The organism is Roseovarius sp. MBR-6 (assembly GCF_040547525.1).
GTDB lineage: Bacteria > Pseudomonadota > Alphaproteobacteria > Rhodobacterales > Rhodobacteraceae > Roseovarius.
Map to the genome: position 1 here is coordinate 65,627 of NZ_JBEPPW010000008.1, position 24,771 is coordinate 90,397.

The 24,771-nt window shown below is 65.7% G+C and carries 25 protein-coding genes; 12 read left to right on the top strand and 13 right to left on the bottom strand.

Annotation, left to right across the window (positions count from 1 at the left end; translation table 11 throughout):
• The first annotated feature begins 27 nt into the window (after positions 1-27).
• Both ABIE57_RS11755 and carB read left to right on the top strand, forming a co-directional pair.
• On the top strand, positions 28-618 hold the full coding sequence (locus tag ABIE57_RS11755; RefSeq protein ID WP_354539214.1) for a hypothetical protein: 591 nt from the start codon (positions 28-30) through the stop codon (positions 616-618).
• Between the two features lie 112 nt (positions 619-730).
• Positions 731-4,030 carry a carbamoyl-phosphate synthase large subunit gene (carB, locus tag ABIE57_RS11760; RefSeq protein ID WP_354539215.1) on the top strand — a complete coding sequence of 1,100 codons (3,300 nt, stop codon included), beginning with the start codon at positions 731-733 and terminating at the stop codon, positions 4,028-4,030.
• Positions 4,031-4,423: 393 nt separating this feature from the next.
• On the opposite strand, the gene ABIE57_RS11765 is transcribed toward carB, so the two are convergent.
• Complete coding sequence (locus tag ABIE57_RS11765) at positions 4,424-5,323, bottom strand: FkbM family methyltransferase (RefSeq protein WP_354539216.1); 900 nt, start codon at positions 5,321-5,323, stop codon at positions 4,424-4,426.
• A gap of 155 nt (positions 5,324-5,478) precedes the next feature.
• On the opposite strand from ABIE57_RS11765, the gene ABIE57_RS11770 reads away from it, so the two are divergent.
• Both ABIE57_RS11770 and ahcY read left to right on the top strand, forming a co-directional pair.
• Positions 5,479-5,793, top strand: a complete 315-nt coding sequence (locus ABIE57_RS11770; RefSeq protein ID WP_354539217.1) for a hypothetical protein — start codon at positions 5,479-5,481, stop codon at positions 5,791-5,793.
• 71 nt (positions 5,794-5,864) lie between these two features.
• Positions 5,865-7,253, top strand: coding sequence for an adenosylhomocysteinase (gene ahcY / locus ABIE57_RS11775; RefSeq protein ID WP_354539218.1), 1,389 nt, complete (start codon positions 5,865-5,867; stop codon positions 7,251-7,253).
• On the opposite strand, the gene ABIE57_RS11780 is transcribed toward ahcY, so the two are convergent.
• Positions 7,247-7,921, bottom strand: a complete 675-nt coding sequence (locus ABIE57_RS11780) for a GNAT family N-acetyltransferase (RefSeq protein ID WP_354539219.1) — start codon at positions 7,919-7,921, stop codon at positions 7,247-7,249. The two genes, ahcY and ABIE57_RS11780, sit on opposite strands and share 7 nt — an antisense overlap.
• A gap of 206 nt (positions 7,922-8,127) precedes the next feature.
• Between ABIE57_RS11780 and ABIE57_RS11785 the strand changes: the two genes are divergently transcribed.
• Positions 8,128-8,469, top strand: a complete 342-nt coding sequence (locus tag ABIE57_RS11785) for a DUF2853 family protein (RefSeq protein WP_354539220.1) — start codon at positions 8,128-8,130, stop codon at positions 8,467-8,469.
• A 6-nt stretch (positions 8,470-8,475) separates the two neighbouring features.
• On the opposite strand, the gene ABIE57_RS11790 is transcribed toward ABIE57_RS11785, so the two are convergent.
• Positions 8,476-8,952 (bottom strand): MarR family winged helix-turn-helix transcriptional regulator, encoded by a 477-nt coding sequence (locus ABIE57_RS11790; RefSeq protein ID WP_354539221.1) that lies wholly within the window; start codon positions 8,950-8,952, stop codon positions 8,476-8,478.
• A 244-nt stretch (positions 8,953-9,196) separates the two neighbouring features.
• On the opposite strand from ABIE57_RS11790, the gene ectA reads away from it, so the two are divergent.
• The 4 genes from ectA to ABIE57_RS11810 are packed head-to-tail and all read left to right on the top strand — an operon-like array spanning position 9,197 to position 12,930.
• Entirely contained in the window at positions 9,197-9,715 is a 519-nt protein-coding gene (gene ectA, locus ABIE57_RS11795; protein WP_354539222.1) for a diaminobutyrate acetyltransferase, read from the top strand.
• A gap of 49 nt (positions 9,716-9,764) precedes the next feature.
• Entirely contained in the window at positions 9,765-11,057 is a 1,293-nt protein-coding gene (ectB, locus tag ABIE57_RS11800; RefSeq protein WP_354539223.1) for a diaminobutyrate--2-oxoglutarate transaminase, read from the top strand.
• A gap of 6 nt (positions 11,058-11,063) precedes the next feature.
• Positions 11,064-11,456: an ectoine synthase gene (locus ABIE57_RS11805; protein WP_354539224.1), complete on the top strand. Its 393-nt coding sequence runs from the start codon at positions 11,064-11,066 to the stop codon at positions 11,454-11,456.
• Positions 11,457-11,490: 34 nt separating this feature from the next.
• Positions 11,491-12,930 carry an aspartate kinase gene (locus tag ABIE57_RS11810; RefSeq protein ID WP_354539225.1) on the top strand — a complete coding sequence of 480 codons (1,440 nt, stop codon included), beginning with the start codon at positions 11,491-11,493 and terminating at the stop codon, positions 12,928-12,930.
• A 45-nt stretch (positions 12,931-12,975) separates the two neighbouring features.
• Here the strand turns inward: ABIE57_RS11810 and ABIE57_RS11815 are convergent, their stop codons facing one another.
• From ABIE57_RS11815 to ABIE57_RS11840, 6 genes are all read right to left on the bottom strand, one after another.
• Positions 12,976-13,446: an Hsp20 family protein gene (locus ABIE57_RS11815; protein WP_354539226.1), complete on the bottom strand. Its 471-nt coding sequence runs from the start codon at positions 13,444-13,446 to the stop codon at positions 12,976-12,978.
• 134 nt (positions 13,447-13,580) lie between these two features.
• Positions 13,581-14,375 (bottom strand): trypsin-like serine peptidase, encoded by a 795-nt coding sequence (locus ABIE57_RS11820; protein ID WP_354539227.1) that lies wholly within the window; start codon positions 14,373-14,375, stop codon positions 13,581-13,583.
• Positions 14,372-15,169 (bottom strand): trypsin-like serine peptidase, encoded by a 798-nt coding sequence (locus ABIE57_RS11825; protein ID WP_354539228.1) that lies wholly within the window; start codon positions 15,167-15,169, stop codon positions 14,372-14,374. The genes ABIE57_RS11820 and ABIE57_RS11825 overlap by 4 nt, the downstream gene beginning before the upstream one ends.
• Before the next feature lie 66 nt (positions 15,170-15,235).
• Positions 15,236-16,558 (bottom strand): glycolate oxidase subunit GlcF, encoded by a 1,323-nt coding sequence (gene glcF / locus ABIE57_RS11830; RefSeq protein WP_354539229.1) that lies wholly within the window; start codon positions 16,556-16,558, stop codon positions 15,236-15,238.
• Positions 16,559-16,568: 10 nt separating this feature from the next.
• Positions 16,569-17,678, bottom strand: coding sequence for a glycolate oxidase subunit GlcE (gene glcE, locus ABIE57_RS11835; protein WP_354539230.1), 1,110 nt, complete (start codon positions 17,676-17,678; stop codon positions 16,569-16,571).
• 34 nt (positions 17,679-17,712) lie between these two features.
• Entirely contained in the window at positions 17,713-19,146 is a 1,434-nt protein-coding gene (locus tag ABIE57_RS11840) for an FAD-linked oxidase C-terminal domain-containing protein (protein WP_354539231.1), read from the bottom strand.
• A 117-nt stretch (positions 19,147-19,263) separates the two neighbouring features.
• On the opposite strand from ABIE57_RS11840, the gene ABIE57_RS11845 reads away from it, so the two are divergent.
• Genes ABIE57_RS11845 through ABIE57_RS11855 form a run of 3 tightly spaced genes read left to right on the top strand, consistent with a single transcriptional unit; the run spans position 19,264 to position 20,768 of the window.
• Positions 19,264-19,674 carry a CopD family protein gene (locus ABIE57_RS11845; RefSeq protein ID WP_354539232.1) on the top strand — a complete coding sequence of 137 codons (411 nt, stop codon included), beginning with the start codon at positions 19,264-19,266 and terminating at the stop codon, positions 19,672-19,674.
• A 3-nt stretch (positions 19,675-19,677) separates the two neighbouring features.
• Entirely contained in the window at positions 19,678-20,379 is a 702-nt protein-coding gene (locus ABIE57_RS11850) for a DUF599 domain-containing protein (RefSeq protein WP_354539233.1), read from the top strand.
• A 35-nt stretch (positions 20,380-20,414) separates the two neighbouring features.
• The gene (locus tag ABIE57_RS11855; RefSeq protein WP_354539234.1) at positions 20,415-20,768 is read left to right on the top strand and encodes a hypothetical protein; all 354 of its coding nucleotides are present in this window, start codon (positions 20,415-20,417) and stop codon (positions 20,766-20,768) included.
• Between the two features lie 7 nt (positions 20,769-20,775).
• Here ABIE57_RS11855 and ABIE57_RS11860 read toward each other — a convergent pair whose 3' ends face one another.
• Genes ABIE57_RS11860 through ABIE57_RS11875 form a run of 4 tightly spaced genes read right to left on the bottom strand, consistent with a single transcriptional unit; the run spans position 20,776 to position 24,692 of the window.
• Positions 20,776-21,702 (bottom strand): metal ABC transporter permease, encoded by a 927-nt coding sequence (locus ABIE57_RS11860; protein ID WP_354539235.1) that lies wholly within the window; start codon positions 21,700-21,702, stop codon positions 20,776-20,778.
• Entirely contained in the window at positions 21,702-22,901 is a 1,200-nt protein-coding gene (locus tag ABIE57_RS11865; RefSeq protein WP_354539236.1) for a metal ABC transporter permease, read from the bottom strand. The genes ABIE57_RS11860 and ABIE57_RS11865 overlap by 1 nt, the downstream gene beginning before the upstream one ends.
• Before the next feature lies 1 nt (position 22,902).
• Positions 22,903-23,676 carry a metal ABC transporter ATP-binding protein gene (locus ABIE57_RS11870; RefSeq protein WP_354539237.1) on the bottom strand — a complete coding sequence of 258 codons (774 nt, stop codon included), beginning with the start codon at positions 23,674-23,676 and terminating at the stop codon, positions 22,903-22,905.
• Positions 23,673-24,692 (bottom strand): metal ABC transporter solute-binding protein, Zn/Mn family, encoded by a 1,020-nt coding sequence (locus ABIE57_RS11875; RefSeq protein ID WP_354539238.1) that lies wholly within the window; start codon positions 24,690-24,692, stop codon positions 23,673-23,675. The genes ABIE57_RS11870 and ABIE57_RS11875 overlap by 4 nt, the downstream gene beginning before the upstream one ends.
• Positions 24,693-24,771 lie beyond the last annotated feature (79 nt).

Consider the following 24,771-nt stretch of genomic DNA (forward strand, 5'->3'; position numbering starts at 1 on the left):
CGCTTTGCCACGGATTCGCGCAGGGGGATGGCGTTGACAGCGTGGCTGGCGCGCGCGACGCTGGCGCGCGAGGGGCGTGCACGGAGCGGGGACATGGCAGCGAGGGTCAAACGGCACACGGGGGCAGCCGTGCTTGCACTCTTGGCAGGGGCCGCGGGGGCCGGGCCGGTTTCGCTCGGGTTCGAGGGACATGGTGCGGGCGCGGCCCCGCCCGAGATGGCCGAGGACGGATTTCGCCTCGTGACGCGCAACCTTGTGATCTCGGGCCCCGGCAAATCGGGCGACGGCACCGACGGGCCACATGAAATCGAGGGCGGGATGGACGCACCCGGCGCGCTGGCGATCCTGCGCGACGCGCCCTTCACCTTCGTCTCGCTCGACTGGCAGGCCGAGGCGGGCACGCCGGTGATCCGGGCCGAGGGCTATCTGGGCGCACATCTGGTGGCGCGCGAGCAATTCACCACGCCCGAGGCCAGTTACGTGACCTTCGAGGCCGGGGCGCTGGCCGGGCAGGTGATCGACCGGCTGATCCTTTATCCGCAGCGCGATGGCGCGGGGATGGGCGCGCTCGACCGGGTGATTCTCGATACCGCGCCGGAGGGTCCGGGCATGTCCTGAGGGCCGGTCGGCAATGCCCCTTGCGCCCCGGCGGACGATAGCTATAACCCCCGAGAATTTGGGCGCGCGGCCCCTTCGGCCCGCGCCCGCTGCCAGCCGTCAGGGGACCGACATGCCGAAGAGAACCGATATCAAATCCATCATGATCATCGGCGCGGGGCCCATCATCATCGGACAGGCCTGCGAGTTCGACTATTCCGGCGCGCAAGCCTGCAAGGCGCTGCGCGAGGAAGGCTACCGCGTCATCCTCGTGAACTCCAACCCCGCCACGATCATGACCGATCCGGGGCTGGCGGACGCCACCTATATCGAGCCGATCACGCCCGAAGTGGTGGCGCGCATCATCGAGAAGGAACGCCCCGACGCACTCCTGCCCACCATGGGCGGGCAAACGGGCCTCAACACCGCGCTGGCGGTGGCCGATATGGGCGTGCTGGAAAAATTCGGCGTGGAGTTGATCGGTGCCAACCGGCAGGCCATCGAAATGGCCGAGGATCGCAAGCTCTTCCGCGAGGCGATGGACCGGCTCGGCATCGAGAACCCCAAGGCCACCATCGCCAACACCATGGAAGAGTGCATGGCGGCGATTGATTACGTGGGCCTGCCCGCGATCATCCGCCCGGCCTTTACCCTTGGCGGAACGGGGGGCGGCATCGCCTATAACCGCGACGATTACATCCATTTCTGCAAATCCGGCCTCGATGCCTCGCCCGTGAGCCAGATCCTGATCGACGAGAGCCTTCTGGGCTGGAAGGAATTCGAGATGGAGGTGGTCCGCGACCGCGCTGATAACGCGATCATCGTCTGTTCCATCGAAAACGTCGATCCGATGGGCGTGCATACGGGCGATTCGATCACCGTGGCCCCGGCGCTGACGCTGACCGACAAGGAATACCAGATGATGCGCAACGGCTCGATTGCCGTCTTGCGCGAGATCGGGGTGGAGACGGGCGGCTCCAACGTGCAATGGGCGATCAACCCCGCAGACGGGCGCATGGTGGTGATCGAGATGAACCCGCGCGTGTCGCGGTCTTCGGCGCTGGCATCCAAGGCCACCGGTTTCCCGATTGCCAAGATCGCGGCCAAGCTGGCCGTGGGCTATACGCTGGATGAGTTGGACAACGACATCACGAGGGTGACGCCCGCCAGTTTCGAGCCGACGATTGATTATGTCGTCACCAAGATCCCACGCTTTGCCTTCGAGAAGTTCCCCGGAGCCAAGCCGCATCTCACCACCGCGATGAAATCGGTGGGTGAGGCGATGGCGATTGGCCGCACCATCCACGAGAGCCTGCAAAAGGCGCTCGCGTCGATGGAGACGGGCCTCACGGGCTTTGACGAAATCGCCATCGAGGGTGCCCCCGAGAAGGCCGCGATTACCCGCGCCCTCTCGGTGGCCACCCCTGACCGGATGCGCACCATCGCGCAGGCGATGCGCCATGGCCTGACAGATGACGAAATCAACGCCGCCACGGCCTATGATCCGTGGTTCCTCGCCCGCATCCGCGAGATCGTGGAGGCCGAGGAACGCATCCGCCGCGACGGCCTGCCGATGACCGAGGACGGATTGCGCCGCCTCAAGATGATGGGCTTTACCGATGCGCGGCTGGCCACGCTGACGGGCCGCGACGAGGATCAGGTGCGCCGCGCGCGCCGGAACCTTGGCGTGCACGCCGTGTTCAAGCGCATCGACACCTGCGCCGCCGAATTCGAGGCACAGACGCCCTATATGTATTCCACCTACGAGGCCCCGATGATGGGCGAGGTGGAATGCGAGGCGCGCCCCTCGGACCGCAAGAAGGTGGTGATCCTCGGCGGCGGCCCCAACCGGATCGGACAGGGGATCGAGTTCGATTATTGCTGCTGTCACGCCTGCTTCGCGCTCTCGGACGTGGGCTACGAGACGATCATGATCAACTGCAACCCCGAGACGGTCAGCACCGATTACGACACCTCCGACCGGCTTTACTTCGAGCCGCTCACCTTCGAGCATGTCATGGAAATTCTGCGCGTGGAGCAGGAGCGCGGCACGCTGCACGGGGTGATCGTGCAATTCGGCGGGCAGACGCCCCTGAAACTCGCCCGCGCGCTCGAGGCCGAGGGCATCCCCATTCTCGGCACCACGCCCGACGCGATTGATCTGGCCGAGGACCGCGAGCGGTTTCAGGCGCTCGTTACCCGGTTGGGGCTGAAACAGCCGCATAACGGCATCGCCAGCACGGATGCGCAGGCGCTGGCCATCGCCGAGGAAATCGGCTTTCCGCTGGTGATCCGCCCGTCCTACGTGCTGGGTGGCCGCGCGATGGAGATCGTGCGCGACATGGCCCATCTGGAGCGCTACATTTCCGAGGCGGTGGTCGTGTCGGGCAAGAGCCCGGTGCTGCTCGACAGCTATCTTTCGGGGGCCATCGAATGCGATGTGGATGCGCTCTGCGACGGCACCCGCGTTCATGTGGCGGGCATCATGCAGCATATCGAAGAGGCGGGCGTGCATTCGGGCGATAGCGCCTGTTCGCTGCCGCCCTATTCGCTGCCGCGCGGGATCATCGACGAGATCACCCGCCAGACCGAGGCGCTGGCGCGCGCGCTTGGCGTCGTGGGCCTGATGAACGTGCAATTCGCGGTCAAGGGCGATGACATCTACCTGATCGAGGTGAACCCGCGCGCCAGCCGCACCGTGCCGTTCGTGGCCAAGGCCACGGATTCGGCCATTGCCTCCATCGCCGCGCGGCTCATGGCGGGCGAAAGCCTTGAGGCATTTCCGCATCGCGGCCCCTATCCGCGCGATACGCGCCCCGGCACCCTGCCGATGGCTGACCAGATGACGCTGGCGGACCCGGACATGCCGTGGTTCTCGGTCAAGGAGGCGGTGCTGCCCTTTGCCCGCTTCCCCGGCGTCGATACGATCCTTGGCCCCGAAATGCGCTCTACCGGTGAGGTGATGGGATGGGACGTGTCGTTCCCGCGCGCCTTTCTCAAGGCGCAGATGGGCGCGGGCGTGACCCTGCCCGAAGGCGGCACGGTGTTCGTGTCGGTGCGCGACAGCGACAAGACCGCGCAACTGATCGACACGGCGGACATCCTCACCAGCCTTGGCTTCGCGCTTGTCGCCACGCGCGGCACGGGTGCCTTCCTCACGGAGAAGGGGATCGCCTGCGAGGTGGTCAACAAGGTCTATGAGGGCCGCCCCAACATCGTGGACATGCTCAAGGATGGCGCGATTGCTCTGGTGATGAACACCACCGAGGGCGCGCAGGCGGTCGAGGACAGCCGCGAGATCCGTGCGGTCGCGCTTTATGACCGCATCCCCTATTTCACCACGCTGGCGGGCTCTCACGCGGCCGCACAGGCGATCCGGGCACGGCGCGAGGGCGTGCTCGAGGTGATGCCGTTGCAGGGTATACCGGCCTGATCGGCGGGCTCCGTCATCGCCTGACGGGGCCTGTCAAGGCGGGCGCGCGATGCCGGTTCCGAACGCCGGAATTCCGCTTTCGTGCGCTATGCATGCTGCGCTGCAACACCTTGCCGAAAACGCATGAATAAAACTGTTTCCAGCCATTGTGCGGACAGAAATTTCCATTATGTGGCGGGTGTGATCGACAGGCCGGTCGCGCGATGACAACCCTCAGGATACGGAGGCCAAATATGACCCGCGACGAATTGAACCGCGAACTGCGTATGCACTCGGCCTCCTGGCAGGCCGTCGTGATCGTCTATGGCGCGATCATCGGCACCTTTGTGCTGTCGGCCATGGCGATCCTCTGACGGAACAGCCCTCCGGCCCTGCCGGACCCTGCCCCACGGATCACTTGTCCGAAAAACGTCGCCGGAGTGCCGCCAAAAGCGGCGATCCGGCCTGCGCGGCCAGAAAGTTGTAGCCCGTGTAGGGATCGGTCTTGCGCGCCGCGATGGCGGCGAGATCGGGCATGGGAACCAAGCCCGTATCTATGGAAAACAGCCGCATATCGGCGTCCTGAAGAAGGCGCGCGCTGACCGTGCAGGCCGGATCGTTGCCGTGGTCCTCGTAGATCAGCACCGCCCCTTGTGCCAGCGCGCGCGCAGCCCCGTCGATGGCGGCACTCTCCGCCCCCTCGATATCGAGCTTGATCACCGCGGCCACGCCCTCGGGCACGAGGTCGTCAATGGCCAGCGTCCGCACGGTCTCGATCTTGTCCACGGCCGCCGCCGGGGTGTCGCCCATCAACCGCGCCGAGGCGTGGCTGAGATGCGTGTTCACAAAGCGGAGCGTCTGGCCCGAGCGCGCATGGATGGCGGCCCGGTGCAGGGTGACGTTGGGCAGGTGCGCGGCATTGGCCCGCAATTCGGCGAAGGTGGCCGCCGACGCCTCGACCGCGATCACGCGTGCAAAAAGCGGCGCGGCGCGGGTCGTCCACCAGCCCTTGTTCGCCCCCAAATCGCAAAAGAGCGGCGTGGCCCCGGCACAAGCGCGCAGGACGGCGGCAACCTCGGGCTCGTAGGGCGCACGATAAAGCGCGAAGCGGGTCCAATAACCGTCGCCGAGCGCGATGCGGAACGGAGGCGCGTCACCCTCGTGGACAGAAACGGCGTTACCTTCGGGAAACAATCGCGCAAGGCCCCGCGCGAACCGGCCATAAAGGCCGCGCGTCACGGCAAGCCGGAAGAGCGCCATCAAAAGGTGATACTGGAGCCGTGCCGAGCGAGATGAGAAGGTAAGCCTGGTCATCGGCCTGACCTAACCCGGCGCGCGCGCCAAGGCCAGAGGCGCACACGCGCGCCACACGCGCTTGTGCATCGAGTTTTAGTGCGAAACGGCGCGGGGTTTCCCAGATTTCTGACATGAAACCGGCGCATCCCGCGCCCGCATGAAAGGAGACCCCCATGTTCAAACGTCTTTGCTCCACCGCGATCATCTTTGGCGCCGCAGCCCTCGCCCCGCCCGACATGGCGCAGGCGCAGGGCCTGACCTGCCTGCCGCGCGCGGCCCTCATCGAGCGGCTTGAAGGGCGCTACAAGGAACATCTCGCCGGGGGCGGGCTGCAATCCCCGCAACAGTTGCTCGAGGTCTGGGCCTCGGACGAAACCGGCAGTTTTACCGTCTTCGTCACGCGGCCCGACGGGGTCAGCTGCATCGTCGCCACGGGCCAGCACTGGAACAGCACCACCGCCACCGCGCCCGAAGGCGTGGCCGGATAAACGCGCATTGCCCATCGGGGGGGCCGGTGCTATCTGCCATGCAAATTTGCATGGTAAGGAGCCACCCCCCGATGGCACAGGATTACATCGTCAAGGACATCACGCTTGCCGCCTATGGCCGCAAGGAGCTTGATATCGCCGAAACCGAAATGCCGGGCCTGATGGCCCTGCGCGCCGAATATGGCGAGGCAAAGCCGCTCAAGGGCGCGCGGATCGTGGGCAGCCTGCACATGACCATTCAAACCGCCGTGCTGATCGAGACGCTGACCGCGCTTGGCGCCGATGTCCGCTGGGCAAGCTGCAACATCTTCTCGACGCAGGATCACGCAGCGGCGGCGATTGCCGAGGGTGGCACGCCCGTGTTCGCAATCAAGGGCCAGAGCCTTGAAGAGCACTGGGATTATCTCGACCGCTCGTTCCAGTTTCCGGATGGGCCGAACATGATCCTCGACGATGGCGGCGATGCGACGCTCTACGTGCTGCTTGGCGCGCGCGCCGAGGCGGGCGAGGAGATCATCCCGGTGCCGCAATCCGAGGAAGAAGAGGTGATCAAGGCGCAGATCGCCAAGCGCATGGCCGCCAGCCCCGGCTGGTTCACCAAGCTGCGCGACCAGATCAAGGGCGTGTCGGAGGAGACCACCACCGGCGTGCACCGTCTCTATGATCTGCACAAGCAGGGCCAACTGCCCTTCCCGGCGATCAACGTCAACGACAGCGTGACCAAGTCGAAATTCGACAACAAATACGGCTGCAAGGAATCGCTTGTGGACGGTATCCGCCGCGCCACCGACACGATGATGGCGGGCAAGGTTGCGGTCGTGATGGGCTATGGCGATGTCGGCAAAGGCTCTGCCGCGTCGCTGCGCGGCGCCGGTGCCCGCGTCAAGGTGACCGAGGCCGATCCGATCTGCGCGCTTCAGGCGGCGATGGACGGGTTCGAGGTGGTTCTCTTGGAGGATGTGGTCGCCACGGCCGATATCTTCATCACCACCACCGGCAACAAGGACGTGATCCGCATCGAGCATATGCGCGAGATGAAAGACATGGCGATTGTCGGCAATATCGGCCATTTCGACAATGAAATCCAGGTGGCGGCCCTCAAGAACCACAAATGGACCAACATCAAGGAACAGGTGGACATGATCGAGATGCCCTCGGGCAATCGCATCATCCTGCTCAGCGAGGGGCGTCTTCTGAACCTCGGCAATGCCACCGGGCACCCGTCCTTTGTCATGTCGGCGTCCTTCACCAATCAGGTGCTGGCGCAGATCGAACTTTGGACGAAGGGCGATCACTACGGCAACGAGGTTTACGTGCTGCCCAAGCATCTCGATGAAAAGGTCGCGCGGCTGCATCTCGACCGGATCGGTGTCAAGCTCACGCAGCTCAGCCCCGAACAGGCGGCCTATATCGGCGTGTCTCCCGAGGGCCCTTTCAAGCCCGAGCACTACCGCTACTGAACGGCGCGCGAAAAGAGATCGAGGGCCGGATCCTGTGGGTCCGGCCCTTCGTATGTGTAGCCTGCGGATTGCACCACGCGGCGCGACGCGGTGTTCTTGGGGTGGATCCGGGCGAAGATCGTGTGGATATCGCCCGCTTCGGTCGCCGCAAAGGCCGTGTAGGCGCGCACAAGATCGCGGCCAAACCCCCGACCCCAATAGGCGCGGCCCAACCAATAGCTGATCTCGGCGCGGCCTTGCCCCGCGAATTCAAGCCGCGCCTGCCCGATGGGCGCGCCCCGGTGCGTAACGGCGTGGACCATGTGATGCGGGCTGGCATTGGCCAACTCGACAAGTGTGGCGGCATTGGCACGGCTGAGTGGGGCGGGATAGGGCTGCGGCAGAAAGGCCCAGACCTCCGGATCGTCGAGCAGGGCATGGAACCGGTCAATATCCCCGCTCCGCCACGCGCGAAAGCCCAGACGCGCGGAGGCGGAGGGCACAATCGCCTGCGTGTGAAAATCGTCGATGGCCCCCGATGGCACCCAGCCCGTTTGCGCGGGATCATAGGCAAGCGGCAGGCCCGCCGCATGACAGGCGGATTGCCGTTCAGGGCAAAGCGGGCCGTCAGAGCGGCGGCGCGTGGGGTTTTGCGGCAAACCGATTTCGGCTGTGATCGTCTGGCTCATGGCGTCGGGTCTCCGGCGTCGAGTCAAGGTTCAAAGACCTTTCTTTCACTTAAGAACTGTTTTCCGCCGTTCAAGACATGCGCGGGGAAGAGGCTGCGCGTTTTCCCTTTGCGGCCCGCGCCTGTCTGGGTATGTTTCCCGCGGTGCGTTCGTGCGGGCGCGGTGAATGGCCGTCCGGGAGGCGCCGGGACATAGGGAGTGATTTCATGGGAAAACGTGACGATCTGATTGCGCGCTACGCAGACGATTTGCGCAACAAATGCGGGATGGAGCCGGATATGGCCCTGCTCACCAAGGTGACCATCGGGTGTGGCCCCGCGATCTACAACGCCGATGCGGCGACCGTGGCGGCGGGACAGCCCGCAGAGCTTGAAACGGTCAAGACCAATTTCCTGATCAGGAAGCTGGGCCTTGCCGACAGCCCCGCCTTGACGGATGCGATCAATCAGGTGCTGGAAACCTACGGCCGGTCCGAGCGCAACAAGTATCGCGCGGTGGTCTATTACATGCTGACCAAGCATTTCGGCAAGGAAGCCGTCTACGGCTGAGCCCAATCAGGACGCGTCGCGCAGATCGCCCGTGTCGAGCACGGGCGACGCATCCAGCGCGTCGGCATCGAGCATGGCTGCGATGCGTTCGAGCGAGGCGACAAGCTGCGCCTGCTCCCAATCGGCAAGCGCCTCGAATTTCCGCACATAGCGCTGTTGCAGCGCATCGGGCGCGCGGCGGATCGTGTCGCGCCCGCGCGGCGTGATGACGATGTTCGTCTGTCGGCGGTCGGCTGCGGATTTCTCGCGCGTGACCATGCCGTGTTTCACAAGCTTGTCCACCAATGAGGTCACCGTCGCCTGGCTGACGCGCATCCGGCGCGCGATGTCGGTGGCGGTGGTCTGGCCGCGCTCGGCGACGATTTGCAGCACGCGGAACTGCACCGCAGTCACCCCAGCCGCATTGGCGAGTTTCTGTCCGTAGATCTCGGTTGCGCGCAGGATGCGGCGCAGCGCGATCAGGCTCTGGTCAGTGCGATCCATGCGGCCTCCTTTGGTGATCGAAGCAATGGTCGCAAAGCTTTCACTCAATTGCAATCTCTGGCCCCCTGTGGTCTTTAATTCGCATATTGAACATTTAAATTACGGATTATTCCCCGAAAACCACCGTTTTTAGACTTGTTTGACGGAGATGTGATATTTTCGGATCAGGTGTTGATTTTATAAGCTAAGTATTTTATTTAGTCAATCAAAGCAACAACAGAGGCCTGCACTCATGCGACATGCGATGGAAATGTTTCGAAAAACCATGCCTTCCCTGCGCAAGCCGGGAGCAGAGGACGGGGCCGCGATCTGGCGCCTGATCCGCGAGTGCAAGCCGCTCGACGAAAATTCCATGTATTGCAACCTGATCCAGTGCGACCATTTCCGCGACACCTGCATCGTCGCCGAGATGGACGGTGAGATCGTGGGCTGGGTGTCGGGCCATCTCCTGCCGGACGATCCCGAGACGCTTTTTGTCTGGCAGGTCGCCGTTTCGGAAAAGGCGCGCGGCACCGGTCTTGGCACGCTGATGCTGCGCGGGCTTCTGTCGCGCGAGGTGTGCAAGAACGTGACGCGGCTGCAGACCACGATCACCCGCGACAATGCCGCGAGCTGGGCGCTCTTTCGCAAGTTCACCAGCATCAAGGACGCCGCCCTGACCAGCGCGCCCTATTTCACGAAAGCACAGCATTTCGACGATCTGCACGACACCGAATACATGGTCACGATCACCATGAAAGAGCGGATGAAAAAGGCGGCCTGAGCCTCGGGCCCCCTCTCCGCCATCCCCCGATCACATGAAGGAACATGCCATGCCGACTGAGCAATCAGACGATCTTGAAATCTATGCCCGCCGCGAGAGCGAGGCGCGCAGCTATTGCCGCAGCTTTCCCACGTCCTTCGTCAGGGCGACCGGCTCGGAACTGACCGATGCGACGGGCCGCACCTATATCGACTTTCTCGCCGGGTGCTCGTCGCTCAACTACGGGCACAATGACCCGGACATGAAGGCCGCGCTGATTGACCATATCACCGCCGATGGCATCACCCACGGCCTTGACATGCACAGCGGTGCCAAGGCCGATTTCCTGCGCGCGTTCGAGGAGATCATCCTGAAACCGCGCAACATGGACTACAAGGTGATGATGACCGGCCCCACGGGCACCAACGCGGTCGAGGCCGCGATGAAACTGGCACGCAAGGTCACGGGTCGGCGCAACATCATTGCCTTTACCAACGGGTTTCACGGCATGACCATGGGCGCGCTGTCCTGCACCGGCAATGCGGGCAAGCGCGCGGGCGCGGGCGGCGGATCGCTCTGCGGCACCACGCATATGCCGTTCGAGGGTGCCTTTGGTGCGGATGTGAACAGCCTGCGCATCATCGAGGAAATGCTCGGCAACCCGTCAAGCGGCGTCGATGCGCCCGCCGCCTTCATCATCGAGCCGGTGCAAGGCGAGGGCGGGTTGAACGCTGCCTCCACCGCCTTCATGCAGGGCATCGCGCGGATCGCCAAGGATCACGGCGCGCTGCTGATTGTCGATGACATTCAGGCCGGCTGCGGGCGCACGGGCACCTTCTTCAGCTTCGAGGAAATGGGGATCGAGCCGGATCTCATCCCCATGGCCAAGAGCTTTTCCGGCATGGGCCTGCCCTTTGCCGCGCTCTTGATCAAGCCCGAGCATGATATCTGGGGCCCGGCCGAGCATAACGGCACGTTCCGGGGCAACACCCATGCCTTTGTCACCGCGCGCGTGGCGCTGGAGAAGTTCTGGAAGGACGACACCTTCCAGAACGAGGTGGCCGAAAAGGCCGCGATGCTGCGCGACGCGCTGTCGCGCATCGCCGACACAATCCCCGGTGCCCGCCTCAAGGGGCGCGGCATGATGCAGGGCGTCGATGTGGGCTGCGGTGATCTGGCGGGCGCTATCTGCGCGCGGGCCTTTGAGAAGGGCCTCATCATCGAGACCTCGGGCGCACGCGATGAGGTGGTCAAGGTGCTTGCTCCGCTGACCACGCCGAAAGACACATTTGCCAAAGGGCTGGACATCCTCGCGCAGGCGGTGCGGGATGTGACCGAGACCCAGAAAATAGCTGCGGAGTAACGCAAAATGATCGTCAGAGACTTCAACAAGATCATCGAGGAAGAACGCAACCGGGTTGTTTCGGATGCGCAATGGTCAAGCGTGCGGATGCTGCTCGCGGATGACGGGATGGGGTTTTCGTTCCACATCACGTTCCTCGAGCCGGGATCGGAACACACGTTCGAATACAAGAACCACTTCGAGAGCGTCTATTGCATGCAGGGCAAAGGCTCGATCACCGATCTGGCAACTGGCGAGACGCATGAGATCAAGCCCGGCGTCATGTATGCGCTCGACAAGCACGACCGCCACACCCTGCGCGCCGACGAAGAGCTTGTGATGGCCTGCTGCTTCAACCCGCCGGTGACCGGCAAGGAAGTGCATCAGGCCGACGGCTCCTATTCGCTCGAAACAAGCTGAGAGGGTCGGGGCGCAAAGCCCCGGCATGAGGGATATGACATTTCCAACCCATACCGTCGAGAAAATCGGCGGCACGTCAATGAGCCGTGTCAATGAACTGCTGGACACACTGTTTATCGGGGACCGGACGGGCGCGGCGCTTTATGGGCGCGCGTTCGTCGTCTCGGCCTTTGGCGGCATCACCAACCTGTTGCTGGAGCACAAGAAATCCGGGCAACCGGGCGTCTATGCGCGCTTTGCCAACAACGATGACGATCACGGCTGGCTTGATGCGCTGACCGAGGTGGGCCACGCGATGCGCGCCGCGCATGGCGACATCCTCGACAATCCCGGCGACCGCAGCATGGCCGATGAATTCGTGCGCGAGCGGATTGAGGGCGCGCGGTCCTGCCTCTTCGATCTGCAACGGCTGTGTTCCTATGGGCATTTTCGCCTTGGCGATCACATGATGGTCATCCGCGAACTGCTCTCGGGTCTGGGCGAGGCGCATTCGGCCTTTGTCACCACGCTTCTGTTGCAGCGCGCGGGCGTCAATGCGCGCTTCATCGACCTCAGCGGCTGGCGCGACGAGACCGAGCATACCTTGGCCGAGCGGATTGCGGCGGGGTTGAGCGATGTGGATCTCGAGACCGAAATGCCCATCGTGACCGGCTATGCGCAATGCAGCGAAGGCCTGATGCGCGAGTTTGATCGCGGCTATTCCGAGGTCACGTTCGCCCGCATCGCCGCCCACACGGGCGCGCGCGAGGCGATCATTCACAAGGAATTTCACCTCTCCTCGGCCGATCCGAAACTGGTGGGCGAAGACGCCGTGCGCAAGCTGGGGCACACCAATTATGACGTGGCCGATCAGCTCTCCAACCTGGGGATGGAGGCGATTCATCCCAAGGCCGCCAAGACCCTGCGGCAGGCCGAGGTGCCCTTGCGCGTCACCAACGCCTTCGATCCCGGCGATCCCGGCACGCTGATCGACGATCAGCCGACCGATACCCCGGCGGTCGAGATCGTGACCGGTCTCAAGGTGGTTGCGCTGGAATTGTTCGAACAGGACATGGTGGGCGTCAAGGGTTATGACGCCGCGATTCTCGACGCGCTCAAGCGGCACAATGTCTGGATCGTCTCCAAGACCTCGAACGCCAACACGATCACCCATTACGTGCAGGCCTCCTTGAAAACGGTGCGGCGCGTGGCGCGGGATCTGGAGGCGCTTTATCCGGCGGCGCAGGTTTCCGCGCGGACCCTCGCGCTTGTGTCGCCCATCGGGCGGGATCTCAAGGGGCTGAAGGTGCTCAGCCGTGGCCTCGTCGCGTTGGAAAATGCAGAGATCGACGTGGTTGCCGCCCATCAGACGCCGCGCGGGGTGGATGTGCAATTCGTGATCGGGGCGGGAGAGATGGAGCAGGGCATTATCGCCCTTCACCGCGCCCTGATCGAAGGGAGCGCCCCGGTGGCGCGGATGGTCAAGGCGGCGTAAAGGTCAAAGGCCCGGTCGCGGATCGACCGGGCCAGCCCTTTCGGATCAGTTCACCTTTTCGGCGTCGATCACGTCCTTGTCGGACGCCTTGTAGGCGCTGGAGATGGCGATGCGGCGGGGCTTGAGGGCCTCGGGCACCTCGCGCTGAAGCTCGATATGGAGCATCCCGTCGGCATGGCTGGCCCCGGTCACGCGGACATGATCGGCCAGTTGAAAGCGCCGCTCGAACGCGCGGGTGGCGATGCCGCGATGCAGATAGGTGCGGCCCTCATCCTCCTCGCGCTTGCGCGCCGTGACCACGAGCGCGCCCTCCTTGACCTCGACGCCCAGATCCTCGGCGGCAAAGCCCGCGACCGCGATCGAGATGCGATAGGCATCATCGGCGGTCTTTTCGATGTTGTAGGGCGGATAGGTCGGCTGGCTCACGTCGCTGGCCATCACCCGGTCAAGCAGGTCGGCGATCTGGTCAAAGCCGACGGTGGCCCGGTAAAGCGGTGCAAGATCGAAGTTACGCATGGTCATCCTCCTTGAAGCGATAACAATTTTGCCTTCCCTCACGGGACAGGCGCATCTGCCCGGCCCGTAATGGCACCGGGACCACACAGATTTGGGAAGGGGAAAGCGGCCTGTCAAGACCCCCGAAAGACACCTCAGGGCCGTGCGAAACGCGCGCCAGAGGCCTGCCCCTGCCCGACCGTGGCGCGCTTGAAGCCGGGTGCCGCAGGGCTGGCCCCTTGGGCGCGCAACGCGCGCTTGAGATCGTCGACAAGCGCGGGAAGGTCCATCCCGAACGCCACCTGACGCCCCGCCGTGGTGCCGCCGCTGACCAGCGACAGTATCCGCGCGCGGCTGCCGGAGCGGGCAAAGACCGGCGCGCCCGAAGAGCCGAAGATCACGTCACAGTCGAACGCCATCAACCCGTCCTGCTGCCACAGCATCCCGCAATCGCGCTGCCAGGACGGGGCCTCGTCGCGGTCGCGGCCATAGGACACAAGGCTGACCCGCTGTCCGGGCGCGGGCGCGCCATGAAGGGCAAAAGGCGCGGCCACGGCGCTCGGGATCGGGGTGGCAAGGCGCAAAAGTGCGGCGTCGCGGCGCACATTCTGCGCCGCCATGCCGCTGGCCGGGTCGTAACCCGCCGCCACCACATAGCCGCTGATCCCGCTTTCCGCGATCGCCACCCCGTCCCGCAGCCCGGCACGAAAGCGCAGGCTGCCCGCGCGCACGGGCGCGCGGCTGCGATCATAAAGGCAATGCGCCGCCGTCAGCACCTGATCGGGCGCGATGAGCACCCCGGTGCAATAGCCCGCGCGCCCGATATCGAGCCGCCCGACCGCCTCCCACCCGAAAAGCTGATCACGCTGCGTCAGCCGGTCCAGCCCGCTTTGCGCCAGCGCCGCGCCGCCCGTCATCAGCGCCAGCACAAGAGCAAAAAGCCCCCTCACGGCCGCGCGAATTTGGCGCCCGTGTCGCGGCGCGTGCCCGAGGACAGCATTTTCGGCGCGGCCTCCTGAAAGACGCCTTGCCCCGCATCAAGCGCCGCGCGCAGGGTGTCGAGCGGCTCGAGCAGTTGCGTGCCGAGCGCGACCTTGCGCCCGTCAACCTCGGCCATGGCCGACACCACCGAGACAATGCGCGCGCGGCCCCCCTCGAACGAAAACACCGGCGCGCCGGACGCGCCGTAATTCACATCGCAGGACATGACCAGAACCCCGTCCTGTCGCGCCAGAACCTCGCAGACCTGTTGCAGGGACGGGGCCTCGGACCGGTCCTTGGCATAGCTCACCACACCGATCTGCTGGCCCTTTCGCGGGCGTTCGTCGGTCTCGAACGGGGTGACATGGCTGTTGCGGATCGGGTGATAGAGCTCCAGCAACGCCACATCATTGCGCACGCGCTCAGAGGTGACCTGGCCTGCAAAATCATAGGCGGGATGGGTGACGGCCCGCCGCACCGAGCGATAGGCAGCGGCGCGCCCGTTGCGCCAACCTGCCATGAATTCGATCCGCGCCGGATCGAGTCGCGCGCCGGTCGTCTTGTCATAAAGGCAATGCGCCGCCGTCAGCACCAGATCGGGCGCAATGAGGGCGCCGGTGCAGAACCCGCGCCCGCCCAGTTCGAGCCGCCCCACCGCCTCCCAGGCGCGGGCGGCATCGCCCATGTCAAGCCGCTCGAGGCGGCTGTCCTGCGCGGCCAGCGGTGAGGCAAGACAGACAAGAAGGGCAAGCGCACGCAGCATGGTCTCTCCGGGTCCGCGAATACCCTTTCCGGCTAGCAAGGGTTCTGGGCCAGAATATGACCGCGTTCAGCGCAGAATGGGAACCCCCGAAAGCCCCCCGGCCGCGCGCGACATCGCAGGCGGCTGCGGCCCGCCGGTGGCCCAGTCGAGCAACTCGACGGTGTGCACCACGGGCACGGCCGTGCCCGAGCCGATCTGCATCATGCAGCCGATATTCCCGGCGGCGATGATATCGGGCTTGACCGCCTCCAGCGTGCGCAGCTTGCGCTCCTTCAACTGCTTCGAGATCGCGGGCTGCATCAGGTTGTAGGTCCCGGCCGAGCCACAGCACAGATGGCTGTCGGCGGGCTCGGCCACGGTGAACCCGGCACGTTTCAGCAGGTCCTTGGGATAGGTCTTGATCTTCTGCCCGTGTTGCAGCGAACAGGCGGCGTGATAGGCCACCGTCAGGCCCTTGTCGCCGCCCTCCGGCAGATCGAGCCGCATCAGAACCTCGCTCACATCCATCGCGATGGCGCTCACCCGCGCGGCATCTGCGGCCAGCGGCTCAAGCCGGAACATATGCCCGTAATCCTTGACCGTGGTGCCGCAACCCGAGGTATTGATGACGATGGCATCGAGGCCTTCGCCGTCCATCTCGCGCGCCCATGCGCGGATATTGCGGGCCGCCGTGGCGTGGCTCTCGGCGGTCTTGCCCATGTGATGCGTCAGCGCCCCGCAGCAGCCCGCACCTTCGGCCACCACCACCTCGCAGCCAAGCCGGGTGAGCAGGCGAAGGGTCGCGTCGTTGATATCGGTGTTGAGCGCACGCTGCGCACAGCCCGTCATCAACGCCACCCGCATCTTGCGCGCGCCCTTCGGGGCAAAGCTTTGCGGGTCGTCATTCCGGCTGACGGGGGGAATGTGTTTCGGGGCCATCTCCACCATGGCGCGCAGGCGGGCATCGGGCATCAGCCGCGCAAAAGGCCGCACGATCCTGGCCCCCAGAAGCGCCACGCGAAACCGCATCGGATAGGGCAGGATGCGCGCCAATATCCAGCGCAGGGCGCGGTCGCCAAGGGGACGGCGATACCGCTCCTCGATATATTCGCGTGCCTGATCGACAAGATGCATGTAATGCACCCCCGACGGGCAGGTGGTCATGCAAGCCAGGCACGACAGGCAGCGGTCGATATGTTTCACCGTCTTTTCGTCCGGCACGCGGTCGTTTTCCAGCATGTCCTTGATGAGGTAGATCCGCCCCCTCGGGCTGTCCAGCTCGTCGCCCAGCACCTGATAGGTGGGACATGTCGCGGTGCAGAAGCCGCAATGCACGCAGGACCGCAGGATCTGGTTGGCGCGGGCAATTTTCGGATCGGCCAGTTGCGCAGGCGTGAACTCGGTTTTCATGCTCTCTCCCTCACACGCGCGCCATCAGGCCCGGATTGAGCAGGCCGCGCGGATCGAACCGCTGCCGCAGCCCGGCCTGAAGCGCCGCCACCGGCGCGGGCAGGGGATGGAAGGCGTCGGCCCCGTCGCCCCGCACCCGCGTGGCATGACCGCCTTTGGCATCGACGCCCGCGCGGATGGAGTTCGCGCGCCCCTCGGGCGCCAGCAGCCAGACAAGGCCCCCGCCCCAGTCATATAGCGCCTCGACCCCGGCAAGCCCGGCCACGATGCCGGGTGCGTCCGAGGGCTTGACCGAGAGCCGCCAGACATCGCCCGCGCGCCCGTGAAAGGCGGCCACGTCGCGGATATCGCGCCAGGTGGCCGCCACCGCGTCGGGATCGTCCTCCACCGCCACCGCACCGAACGGGGCAAGGAGCGCCGCCAGGCGCTCGGCCCGGTAGGCCACCGACGCGGCAAAGCCCTCGATGCGCAACACCGTCCCCCTGCCCGGCAGATGCGCCGCCCCCGTGACCTCGAAGGGCGAGCCGAGCGCCCGGGACAAGGCCGTGACCGCCTGCGCATCGTCCAGCCCGTCAAGGCGCAACGTCGCCGCCATCTGCGGCGCGGGCAGAACCTTGAGCGCCACCTCGGTCAGCACACCCAATGTGCCGTAACTCCCGGCCATCAGCTTCACGAGGTCATAGCCGGTGACATTCTTCATCACCCGCCCGCCATTCTTGACGATCCGTCCCGCCCCATCGACAAAACGCACGCCCAGAAGGAAATCGCGGCAGGCCCCGGCCTGCACGCGGCGCGGGCCGCTGACATTGGCCGCCACCACCCCGCCGATGGTGGGCGTGCCCGCTGTGCCCAGCAGCCCGCGATGGTCCATCGGCTCGAAGGCAAGGCGCTGCCCTTCTTTCGCCAGCGCCGCCTCGACCTCCTCCAGAGGCGTGCCCGCGCGCGCCACCAGCGTCAGCGCGCCCGGTTCGTAAAGCTCGATCCCGCGCATGGCCGATGTGGACAGTCGCGCGCCATTGGTCGCGCCCCCGACGGGCCGCGTGCCGCCGCCCTCGATGCGCAACGGCCCGTCCGCCGCCTTGATGATTGCGGCCAGTTCGGCCTCTGTCTGGGGTGTCATTTCACTGTTCCAAAAATACTCGAATCAATCGCTCTCAGGCGGCGCGCCGCCCTTGGGAGGCCTCGAGCGGAAAGACCTTGGCCGGGTTCAGAAGCCAGCCCGGATCGAACACGTCCTTGACATCCATCTGCGCCGCCAGATCGTCGGGTGCGTATTGATGCGCCATCAGGTCGCGTTTCTCGATCCCCACGCCATGCTCGCCGGTGAGGCAGCCGCCCACTTCGACGCAGAGCTTGAGGATTTCGGCACCGAATTCCTCGCAAAGCTCCAGATCGCCCGGCTTGTTGGCATCAAAGAGGATGAGCGGGTGCATGTTGCCGTCGCCCGCATGGAACACGTTGCCCACGTCAAGGCCATATTCCTTTGACATCTCACCAATGCGGCGCAGCACCAGCGGCAGCGCGCTCACCGGGATGGTGCCGTCGAGGCACATGTAATCGTTGATCTGCCCCATCGCCCCGAACGCGGATTTGCGCCCCAGCCATATCTTGGCACTTTCCTCGGCCGATTTGCTCTGGCGCAGTTCCACCGGGTCGTGGCGGCGGGCGATCGCCTCGATCAGCGCGAGTTGCGCGTCGATCTCCGTATCCGATCCCTCGACCTCGACGATCAGCAGCGCCTCGCAGTCAGGGTATCCGGCATGGGCGAAATCCTCGGTCGCGCGGATGCAGGGGCGGTCCATGAACTCGATCGCCACCGGCAGCACGCCCGCCTTGATGATGTCCGAGACACAGGCCCCGGCGACCTCATTGCTGTCGAACCCGATCAGCACGGGGCGCGCGCCCTCGGGCTTGCGCAGGATGCGCAACGTGGCCTCGGTCACCACGCCCAACTGCCCCTCGGAACCGCAGACAAGGCCCAGCAGGTCATACGCCGCCGCATCGAGATGCGCGCCGCCCAGCTCCACCACCGTGCCGTCCATCAGCACCATGGTCACGCCCATCAGGTTGTTGGTGGTGACACCGTATTTGAGGCAATGCGCGCCGCCCGAATTCATCGCGATATTGCCCGCAATGGCGCAGGCAAGCTGCGACGAGGGATCGGGGGCATAGAAAAATCCGTGTTCCTCCACCGCGCCGGTCACGCTCAGATTGGTGCGCCCGGTCTGCACGCGGATCAGGCGGTTGTCGTAATCGGTCTCCAGCACCGCGTTCATGCGCGCGACGCCGAGTATCACGCTGTCCGCCGTCGGCAGCGCGCCCCCCGCGAGTGAGGTGCCGGACCCGCGCGGCACCACCGGCACGCCCATCTCATGACAGATCGCCAGCGCGTCCGAGACCTCCTGCGTCGAGCCGGGCAGTATGGCGACCAGCGGCGGACATTTGTAGGCGGTGAGCGCGTCGCATTCATAGGCGCGGGTTTCCGCCGGGTCCGAGATCACCGCGTCAGCGGGCAGGACCTTGAGCAGCCGCGCCACAAGTTCGGCCTTGCGCGACAGGATCGCCGGGTTCGGAACGGGCATTTCCATGAGCATCTCCTGATATTGGTAAGTTTATATAACCAATTTGACCCCAAGGCGAGTCCTTTTTTCCCGCCTTGCGCGCGAAGCCTTGCATGGGCTCGCGTGCTCGGGCAGTCATCGCACATGGACTGGGTCAAGATCATTCATATTCTCTGCGTCATGGGCTGGATGACGTCGATTTTCGCCGTGCCGCGCGCCCTCATCTACTGGCACCGCGAATGGGACCGGCTGGGCGAATTCGGCCCGCTCGGGGATCTGACGATCCGGCTCTACCGCTTCTCGCTTGGCCTCGGGATCATCGCCATCGCCACCGGGCTTTTGCTCGCGCATTGGCTGGGCTGGCCGGGCTGGACGCATCTCAAGATCGCGCTGGTGCTGGCGCTGGCGCTGCATTACGGCTGGACCGGGCGGCTGGTGCTGCGCGCGCGGCGGGGCGTCTTCACCGAGAGTGACCGCTACCTGCGCGTTTTCAACGAAATCAGCGTGTTCGGGGCCATCGCGGTGCTCTGGACCGTGGTCGTGCAGCCGTTCTGAGCGATGGAGGTGCTGGCGCAGGCGCTTGGCCATTTCACCACGCTCGACCTGTGGGCGGTGGCGGCGCTGATCACAGGATGGGCCTGTGTCACGCTTCTGATCGAACACGCGCCCGCGCGGTTTCCCTCCACGTCGAACCTGATGGCGCGGTATCGCCGCGAATGGATGGTGCAATTCGTCGCCCGTGATCCGCGTATCTTCGATTCGCAGGTGATCGGACAGCTGCGGCAGGGCACGTCGTTCTTTGCCTCGGCCACGCTGATTGCCATTGGTGGCGCGCTGGCGCTTCTGGGGGATGTGGAGCGGCTCATCGGAATCGCGGACGACCTGACGGCCGGCACCGATCCGGTGATCGTCTGGGAGGTGAAGATCCTGACCATCATCATCTTCCTGACCAATGCCTTCCTGAAGTTCGTCTGGGCCAATCGCCTTTTCGGCTATTGCGCCGTGGTCATGGCGGCGGTGCCCAATGACCCTGCGGACCCCGCCGCATTGCCGCGCGCACACAAGGCCGGCGCGATCAACATCACCGCCGCGCGCGGCTTCAACCGGGGTTTGCGCGCGCTCTATTTCGCACTGGCGGCGGCGGCCTGGCTGCTGGGACCCTGGCCGCTTTTGCTGGCGGTGGCGCTGACGCTCGGGGTGCTCTTGCGGCGCGAATTCGCCTCTGAATCGCGCGCGGTGCTGATGCGCCCGGATAAGTGACTGCGCGGCGGAAAAGTTTGCGTTATAATGGCGTCATGAGACATGTGCTTGCCCTTTGTGCCTGCCTTGCCGCCACTCCCGCGATGGCGGCAGAGCCGGAAATCGTCGATGCCACCCTGACGCGAACCGATGCGGCCTATCGCGTGGATGTGACGATCGCGCATCCGGATACCGGTTGGGATCACTATGCCGACGGCTGGGAAGTGCTCGATGCCACGGGCACGCGCCTTGGCTATCGCCTGCTCCATCATCCGCATGTCAACGAACAGCCCTTTACGCGCTCGCTCAGCGTCGATCTACCCGAGGGCACACGAGAGGTCTTCATCCGCGCGCATTGCTCGGTGGATGGCTGGGGGAAAGAGCGGTTGCGCGTCGTCATCGCACCGTGACGCGCGATCACGCCCCCTGCCCTGCCGCCACGCCCCGGCGGCGCGGGCCGACAAGCGCCACAAGCGCAAGGATCACGCCAGACACGGTGGCGATCATACCCGCCGCGCTGACCGCGCTCTGATATCCGAGCCAGAGCGGGCCATAGCCCGCCAGCACATAGCCAAGCACCGCCGAGAGCGTGGCAAAGCCAAGGCTCCACGCCACCTGCCCGCCCATCCGGTCGGTCATCAGCCGCGCGGCGGCGGGCGGACAGATGAACATGGCGATGACGATGATCGAGCCGACCGCATCGAATGCCGCCACCGCCGCCATCGCCGCCACGGCCACGAGCGCCAGCGACAGCGCGCGCACCGGCAGGCCAAGTGTGCGGGCAAATCCCTCGTCGAAAGTGGCGATCACCAGCGCGCGCCAGAGCACACCGGTAAAGAGCGCCACGGCAAACGTCACCACCGCCATGCGCATCAGTTCGGGCGGCAGGCCACGCAGCGCCTGCGGATCGAGCAGCGCGCCCCAGCCATACCCGTCAAGCCAGATCAGGCTTTCGAGATTGCCGTAAAGCGCGTGCTGCACGTCAAGATGCACGCCCGAGGCGGCGCTTTGCTCCAAGAGCAGCACGCCACCCGCAAACATCGCGGTAAAGACCACGCCCATGGCCGCCCCCGGCTCGATCCGCCCCAACCGCCGGATCACCTCGATGAGCAGAACCGACACCAGCGCCGCGCCGCCCGCGCCCAGCATCATCGGCACCGCCGCCACCCGACCCGAGAGCAGGAAGGCCACGACGATACCGGGCAGCACCACATGGCTGATGGCGTCGCCGATGAGTGCCTGCCGCCGCAACAACAGGAAATTACCCGGCAGCGCGCAGGCAATGGCCGCAAGCACGCCGATCACCAGCGGCGCGAGCGAGAGCATGACAAATTCCGCCCCCATCACAGCGCCCCCTCCGGCCCCAGATGCCTGTCGAGCGCGGCCAGTTGATCGGGGGTCAGCACCTCGGACAAGGGGCTCAGCCCGTCATGGCGCGCGGCCGCGGCCTCGAATTCCGGCAGGCTGCGCAGCATGTGCCAGCGTCGCTCGTCAAGACGCGCGCGCGCGGCTTGGGCACGGCCCGCCTCCGTCGCCACCCCGTCGGCGCGCACAAGGCCCCGGCGGGCCAGCAGCCGCAGCGTCAGCGGCTCATAGACCGGATGGCCACTGGCCAGCGCCAGAAGTCCTTGGCGCAGATGCACCCGACGCTGAAACCGCCAGTGGCGCAGCCCCGCCGCCAGCACGCCGCGCGCGGGCGCACAGAGCAGCGACAGGATGAAGAGCGCGAAACTTGCCAGCACAATGAGCGGCCCCGTGGGCAGGTCCGGGGCCGTGGCCGAGATGGCCGCGCCAAGATAGCCCGACAGCCCGCCGAAGGCCCCCGCCAGCAGCACGATCACCCCGACCCGCTCGGACCAGAGCCGCGCCGCCACCGGCGGGATGATCAGCAGCGCCACGATCAGCACCACGCCCACCACCTTGAGCCCCACCACGGTGACGGCAAGCGCCAGCCCCATCATCGCCAGATCGACCGCGCGCAGGTTGATCCCCTGCCCCGCCGCGTGCCCGGGATCGAAGGCCACGGCCACCATCGGGCGGCGCAGCAGCACCACCAGCGCCAGAACCGCAGCACCACCCGCCGCGATGCTCAGCGCCTCGGCGCGCAGCATCCCGGCGGTGGCCCCCAGAAGGAAGGTCTCAAGCCCCGCCTGCCGCCCGGTTTCCAGCACCTGCACCACGGTCAGAAGCACCACGCCCGCGCCGAAGAACACCGACAGAACCGCGCCGATGGCCGCGTCCTCATGCAGCCGCGTGCGCGCCGTGAGCCAGGACACACAGGCAAGCCCCAGCCCCGCCGAGACCGCCGCGCCCAGCATCAGCCCCGGCAGGAACCGCCCCTCGCCCCCCAGCGCCACCATCACCAGAAACCCCGCCACCACGCCGGGCAAGGTGGCGTGGCCGATCGCGTCGCTCACCAGCGCGCGGCGCGCGAGATAAAGAAAAACCCCCGTCGCCCCCGCCGCGATCCCGAGCATGGCCGCGCCCAGCGTGACCAGCGTGGCGTTATAGCCAAGCCCGAGGCCGAGAGCCTGCCAGAGCATCTCAGACCGCCTGTTGGACAGCGCCCAGCCGCCCGCCATAGGCCGCGCGCAGGTTGGCCTCGGTCATGACCTCGGCCACGGGCCCCTCGGCGATGGCCGAGATGTTGAGAAGAAAGGCACGGTCGAAATAGGCGGGCACGGTGGTCAGGTCATGATGCACGGCCACGACGGTCTTGCCCGCGTCGCGCAGGCCCTTGAGCACGCCGATGATCGCGCGCTCGGTGGCGGCGTCGACCCCGGCGAAAGGCTCGTCCAGCAGGTAGAGATCGGCCCCTTGCGCCAGCGCGCGGGCAAGAAAGACGCGCTGTTGCTGGCCACCCGAAAGCTGACCGATCTGGCGGGTGGCAAAGCCCTCCATCCCGACGCGCGCGAGGCTTTCCAGCGCGCGGGCACGGTGACGGGGGCGGATACGGCCCAGAAGGCCCAGATCGCGGTAAAGCCCCATCATCACCACGTCGATCACGCGCGCCGGAAAATCCCAGTCCACGCTGGCGCGTTGCGGCACATAGGCGATGCGCGCGCGCACCCGGTCAAGCGGCGCGCCAAAGGCCGTGACCTGCCCGGAAAGCGGGCGCAGGATGCCGAGCGCGGCCTTCAGAAGGGTCGATTTCCCGGCACCGTTCGGGCCGACGATGGCCGTCATCTGGCCCGCCTCAAAGCTCACGTCCACCGAGAAGACCGCCGGTTTCTCGGCATAGGAAACCGTCAGGCCGCGAATGGCCAGAGGGTTTTGATCAATCGTTTTTTCGCGCACCAGTTCGAGTGCCATGGTCATCCCCCTGCCGCCAGCTTGCCGTTGAGGCCGCGCGCGGGCACCCGTCCGCCAAGGGCGTGGGCAATGGTGGTGATATTATGGTCGATCATGCCGATATAGCTGCCTTCATAGGTGCCGGGAAGGCCCATCGCGTCCGAGAACAACTCGCCCCCGATGCGCACCTCGTGGCCGCGCGCCGCCGCGCCTTCGATGAGGGCGCGGATATTGCGCTCCGAGACGGTGCTTTCGACAAAGACAGCCCGAATGCCGCGCGCGACCAGCATCTCGACCAGTTCACCGATGCGGGCGAGGCCCGCCTCGGATTCGGTCGAGATGCCCTGAATCCCCTCGACCTCGAACCCGTAGGCGCGGCCGAAATAGCCAAAGGCGTCATGAGCCGTCACCAGCACGCGCGCCTTGGTCGGGACGGTGGCGAGGGTGTCGCGCGCATAACGGCCGAGCCGGTCAAGATCGGCACGCAAGGCGCGGGCATTGTCGGCAAACTCCCGTTGCGCCTCGGGCCGCGCCCCGGACAGGGCAACGGCAATCCCGTCGGCCACATGCCGCCAGAGATCAGGCACCATCCAGACATGCGGATCGAACCGTCCCGCGTAATCGGGATGCGCAATGCGCAGACCTGGGGGCACCGCCTCGCCCACGGCAACGACCGGCTGGCGCGCGCCGAGACGGGCAAGGAAATCCTCCATCTGCGCCTCAAGATAGAGCCCGTGCCAGAGCACCAGATCGGCGCGGGTGAGTGCTGCGATGTCGCTGCGGGTCTGGCGAAAGGAATGCGGGTCGATCCCCGGCCCCATCAGCGCGCGCACGCTGACCGCATCGCCACCGATCGCGCGGGCGGTATCGGCGATCATGCCGGTGGTGGCGACAACGTCCAGCGGCGCGGTGGCCGCGCGCGCGGCCCCGACCCCCGCGAAGGCGGCGGCAAGGGCAAGCAGGTGGCGGCGGCCCAGGTGCCCGAGAGGCACGCCTGTTTCGCGTCGGACTCGCATGGGTATCCTGTCGGTGCTGTGTGACATGGCTGGAATATGCGAGCCGCTCGCAACTTCGTCAAGTAGATTGCGACTTAGTCGCATGTGCAAAGTGCAATTTCCACCT

What these genes read in the sequence shown, in the direction of transcription:
- ABIE57_RS11755 (WP_354539214.1), top strand. Translation starts at nt 28, where the DNA reads ATGGCGTTGACAGCGTGGCTGGCGCGCGCGACGCTGGCGCGCGAGGGG.
- carB (WP_354539215.1), top strand. Translation starts at nt 731, where the DNA reads ATGCCGAAGAGAACCGATATCAAATCCATCATGATCATCGGCGCGGGG.
- ABIE57_RS11765 (WP_354539216.1), bottom strand. Translation starts at nt 5,323, where the DNA reads ATGACCAGGCTTACCTTCTCATCTCGCTCGGCACGGCTCCAGTATCAC.
- ABIE57_RS11770 (WP_354539217.1), top strand. Translation starts at nt 5,479, where the DNA reads ATGTTCAAACGTCTTTGCTCCACCGCGATCATCTTTGGCGCCGCAGCC.
- ahcY (WP_354539218.1), top strand. Translation starts at nt 5,865, where the DNA reads ATGGCACAGGATTACATCGTCAAGGACATCACGCTTGCCGCCTATGGC.
- ABIE57_RS11780 (WP_354539219.1), bottom strand. Translation starts at nt 7,921, where the DNA reads ATGAGCCAGACGATCACAGCCGAAATCGGTTTGCCGCAAAACCCCACG.
- ABIE57_RS11785 (WP_354539220.1), top strand. Translation starts at nt 8,128, where the DNA reads ATGGGAAAACGTGACGATCTGATTGCGCGCTACGCAGACGATTTGCGC.
- ABIE57_RS11790 (WP_354539221.1), bottom strand. Translation starts at nt 8,952, where the DNA reads ATGGATCGCACTGACCAGAGCCTGATCGCGCTGCGCCGCATCCTGCGC.
- ectA (WP_354539222.1), top strand. Translation starts at nt 9,197, where the DNA reads ATGGAAATGTTTCGAAAAACCATGCCTTCCCTGCGCAAGCCGGGAGCA.
- ectB (WP_354539223.1), top strand. Translation starts at nt 9,765, where the DNA reads ATGCCGACTGAGCAATCAGACGATCTTGAAATCTATGCCCGCCGCGAG.
- ABIE57_RS11805 (WP_354539224.1), top strand. Translation starts at nt 11,064, where the DNA reads ATGATCGTCAGAGACTTCAACAAGATCATCGAGGAAGAACGCAACCGG.
- ABIE57_RS11810 (WP_354539225.1), top strand. Translation starts at nt 11,491, where the DNA reads ATGACATTTCCAACCCATACCGTCGAGAAAATCGGCGGCACGTCAATG.
- ABIE57_RS11815 (WP_354539226.1), bottom strand. Translation starts at nt 13,446, where the DNA reads ATGCGTAACTTCGATCTTGCACCGCTTTACCGGGCCACCGTCGGCTTT.
- ABIE57_RS11825 (WP_354539228.1), bottom strand. Translation starts at nt 15,169, where the DNA reads ATGCTGCGTGCGCTTGCCCTTCTTGTCTGTCTTGCCTCACCGCTGGCC.
- glcF (WP_354539229.1), bottom strand. Translation starts at nt 16,558, where the DNA reads ATGAAAACCGAGTTCACGCCTGCGCAACTGGCCGATCCGAAAATTGCC.
- glcE (WP_354539230.1), bottom strand. Translation starts at nt 17,678, where the DNA reads ATGACACCCCAGACAGAGGCCGAACTGGCCGCAATCATCAAGGCGGCG.
- ABIE57_RS11840 (WP_354539231.1), bottom strand. Translation starts at nt 19,146, where the DNA reads ATGGAAATGCCCGTTCCGAACCCGGCGATCCTGTCGCGCAAGGCCGAA.
- ABIE57_RS11845 (WP_354539232.1), top strand. Translation starts at nt 19,264, where the DNA reads ATGGACTGGGTCAAGATCATTCATATTCTCTGCGTCATGGGCTGGATG.
- ABIE57_RS11850 (WP_354539233.1), top strand. Translation starts at nt 19,678, where the DNA reads ATGGAGGTGCTGGCGCAGGCGCTTGGCCATTTCACCACGCTCGACCTG.
- ABIE57_RS11855 (WP_354539234.1), top strand. Translation starts at nt 20,415, where the DNA reads ATGAGACATGTGCTTGCCCTTTGTGCCTGCCTTGCCGCCACTCCCGCG.
- ABIE57_RS11860 (WP_354539235.1), bottom strand. Translation starts at nt 21,702, where the DNA reads ATGGGGGCGGAATTTGTCATGCTCTCGCTCGCGCCGCTGGTGATCGGC.
- ABIE57_RS11865 (WP_354539236.1), bottom strand. Translation starts at nt 22,901, where the DNA reads ATGCTCTGGCAGGCTCTCGGCCTCGGGCTTGGCTATAACGCCACGCTG.
- ABIE57_RS11870 (WP_354539237.1), bottom strand. Translation starts at nt 23,676, where the DNA reads ATGACCATGGCACTCGAACTGGTGCGCGAAAAAACGATTGATCAAAAC.
- ABIE57_RS11875 (WP_354539238.1), bottom strand. Translation starts at nt 24,692, where the DNA reads ATGTCACACAGCACCGACAGGATACCCATGCGAGTCCGACGCGAAACA.